Origin of the sequence: Xylophilus sp. (assembly GCA_009914555.1) — a bacterium.
Lineage (GTDB): Bacteria > Pseudomonadota > Gammaproteobacteria > Burkholderiales > Burkholderiaceae_C > WNDY01.
Window position 1 is genome coordinate 1 of record WNDY01000127.1, and the last position, 3,291, is coordinate 3,291.

A 3,291-nucleotide genomic window follows, 5' to 3' on the forward strand; every position below is an offset into this window, starting at 1 on the left:
CGACAAAAATCCATGCTGTTGTCGATGGTTGCGGCCGTCCAATCGCGCTGCGAATAACACCTGGGCAGCGCGGTGACGCTCCCATCGCCATCCCGCTGATCGAGACCCTGCCACCAAGTCGCCTCTGTGCCGCGGATACCGCCTACGATAGCGACGCTTTACGCGACTTCCTCAAAGCACGCGGTACTGAACCGGTCATTCCCAACAATCCCACCCGAAAGCAGATCAAGCCTTTTGACCCGGTCGCCTACCGCCGCAGGAACATCATCGAACGCGCCTTCTGCCGCCTCAAGGACTGGCGGCGCGTCGCAACCCGATATGACAAGCTTATGATCAACTTCGCAGCAACATGCTACATCGCAGATATCGTCACTTGGTGGCTCAATTGAGTCTGGAGCCTAGTAGTTGCTAATATTGATTGGGGCTTTGTGTTGTTTGTTAGGTGGGATTAGTAGGGGCTGTCAACCTTGCCCATTTCCACATAGACAGTTTTGATCTGGCTGTAATGCGTCAGTGCGGCAATGCCGTTTTCGCGGCCAATGCCGGACTGTTTGTAGCCGCCAAATGGCACTTCAACAGGCGTCAGGTTATAGGCATTGATCCAGCAGGTTCCTGCCTTGATCTGTCCGATGACGCGATGGCCGCGTGCGATGTCGGCGGTGAAAACACCGGCTGCCAGACCGAACTCGGTATCGTTGGCGCGCGCAATCACTTCATTCTCGTCCGAGAATGCTCATGACCGGGCCGAAGATTTCCTCGCGGGCAATCGTCATGTCGTCAGTCACATCGGTAAAGACGGTTGGCTCAATGAAGTAGCCTTTGTCGAAACCCTGCAGCTTTGGAATGCCGCCGCCGCATACAAGCTTCGCGCCTTCTTGCTTGCCCTTCTCAATATAGGACAAAACCTTGTCGCGCTGCGCGCTGTTGACGAGCGGTCCCATCTGGGTGGCTTCATCCAGGGGATCACCAATGCGGATTTTGCGGGTGCGTTCTACCAGACGCTCGACAAATGTTTCGCGAACATCCTTATGAACGAAAACGCGCGTGCCGTTGGAGCAGACCTGACCGGTCGAATAGAAGTTGCCGAGCATCGCACCGCCAATAGCGCTGTCGAGATCTGCATCATCAAAAACGATGATCGGAGATTTGCCGCCTAGCTCCATTGTAACATGCTTCAGATGCTCACCAGCCTGCGACATGATCCGCTTGCCGGTTGGAACTGAACCGGTGAGCGAAACCTTCGCTGTCATGCGGTGATTGACGAGTGCCGCACCGACGTCGCCAAAACCCTGCACAACATTAAACAGACCGTCAGGAAGACCAGCTTCCTTATAGGCTTCTGCCAGCGCGAGTGCTGAAAGGGGCGTATTTTCAGACGGCTTGAAGATAAAAGCATTGCCCATAGCCAGTGCCGGTGCAGATTTCCATGCGGCGATCTGGATCGGGTAATTCCATGCACCGATGCCGACACAGATGCCGAGCGCTTCGTGGCGCGTGTAAGCAAACGACCCGCCAAGCTCGACGAACTCACCATTAAAGCCGAAAATGATGCCGCCGAAAAACTCAAGCGCATCGGCAGCCGACGCCGCATCCGCCACCAGTGTTTCCTGCAATGCCTTGCCGGTATCAAGCGTTTCGAGCTTGGAGAGCTTCTTGTTTTTCTCGCGTAGGATTTCCGCCGTGCGGCGCAGAATGCGGCCGCGTTCCACCGGCTTGAGCGCTGCCCATTCGCCTTGTGCTTTCAATGCGGCAGCATAGGCGCTCTCGATCACATCCGGTGTTGCTGAATAAAGCTTGGCGATTTCTTCGCCTGTCGCCGGATAGATGACTGGAAGCGGCTTGCCAGCTTTGTCTTCCACGAATGCGCCGCCGATGAAATGCGAGGCTTTGGGTTGGGCTTTCATGTTATTCTCCTCGAGTTTCATTAGCGATCAGATATTTCCCAGCGCGGGTTGATCCACGGTTCCTGATTGGATCGTGCCAGCGGAGTACGGCCCAGAATATGATCCGATGCCTTTTCGCCAGTCATGATCGACGGGCCGTTGAGATTGCCGTTGGTGATGCGCGGGAAGATGGATGAATCCGCAACCCTCAATCCTTCAACGCCAATCACCCGGCATTCTGGGTCAACCACTGCCATTGAGTCGTCAACTGATCCCATTTTGCAAGTTCCGCAAGGGTGGAATGCACTTTCCACATGCTCGCGAATGAAATTGTCTATCTCGTCATCAGACTGCACATTCGCGCCGGGCTGGATTTCCGCGCCGCGATAGGGCGCAAATGCGTCCTGTCCGAAAACTTCGCGTGTCAGGCGCACACAATGACGGAAATCGGCCCAATCATCCTCATGCGACATATAGTTGAACTTTATGACAGGCTTTTCGCGTGGATTAGCCGAGTGCAAGGTAACACTGCCGCGCGACTTGGAGCGCATCGGTCCGACATGCGCCTGAAAGCCGTGCGATTCTGCAGCCGCCTTGCCGTCATAGCGGATCGCGACCGGCAGGAAGTGGTATTGGATATCCGGATATTCCACGCCTGCTTTCGAACGTACGAAGGCTGCGGATTCGAAATGGTTTGTCGCGCCATCGCCGGTTTTGAAGAACAGCCATTCCGCGCCTATCTTAGCTTTGGAAAACAGTTTGAGCTTGGAATAGAGCGTGATCGGCTGCGTGCATTCCTGCTGGATATAGACTTTCAGATGATCCTGCAGATTTTGGCCAACGCCGGGGCGATCAGCCACGACCTCAATGCCGTGCTCTTTAAGCTGCGCAGCAGGGCCAATGCCTGAAAGCATAAGCAGCTTTGGCGAATTGATCGACGATGCAGCGATGATGACTTCGCGGCGTGCGCGGATGGTTGAAAAAGTACGGCCTGCTTCGATTTCAACCCCTACCGCGCGCTTTCCTTCCATCACGATTTTTCGTGCTAAGCCTTTGACGAGCTTAACATTGGGGCGCTTAAGGGCAGGTTTCAGATAGGCATTGGCCGCAGACCAGCGACGTCCATTATGGATCGTCTGCTCCATCGGGCCAAAGCTTTCCTGCTTCTCGCCGTTATAATCGTCAGTGACTTCAAAGCCCGCTTGTTGGCCGGCATCGACGAAGGCTTTGAACAGCGGGTTATCACGGCGACCACGCTAAACATGCAGCGGACCATTGGTACCGCGCCAGCCTTCCTGTCCGCCGTGGGAATTTTCCATCCGCTTGAAGTAGGGCAATACATCGGCATAGGACCAGCCGCGCGCGCCACTTTCCGACCAGTGATCGTAATCGCGTGCGTGCCCGCGCA

The 3,291-nt window shown here is 55.3% G+C and carries 3 protein-coding genes and 1 pseudogene; 2 read left to right on the plus strand and 2 right to left on the minus strand.

What is annotated here, in order from left to right:
• A partial coding sequence (locus GAK38_RS23745) for an IS5 family transposase (RefSeq protein ID WP_325347345.1) occupies positions 1-389 on the plus strand: 389 nt, incomplete at its 5' end.
• A 59-nt stretch (positions 390-448) separates the two neighbouring features.
• Here the strand turns inward: GAK38_RS23745 and betB are convergent.
• A pseudogene (betB, locus tag GAK38_RS23750) lies at positions 449-1,904 on the minus strand (betaine-aldehyde dehydrogenase).
• 20 nt (positions 1,905-1,924) lie between these two features.
• Positions 1,925-3,118, minus strand: coding sequence for a choline dehydrogenase (locus tag GAK38_RS23755; protein ID WP_443089273.1), 1,194 nt, complete (start codon positions 3,116-3,118; stop codon positions 1,925-1,927).
• Here GAK38_RS23755 and GAK38_RS24075 point away from each other — a divergent pair.
• The coding region (locus tag GAK38_RS24075; RefSeq protein WP_443089272.1) for a hypothetical protein at positions 3,011-3,291 on the plus strand (281 nt) is incomplete at its 3' end. The two genes, GAK38_RS23755 and GAK38_RS24075, sit on opposite strands and share 108 nt — an antisense overlap.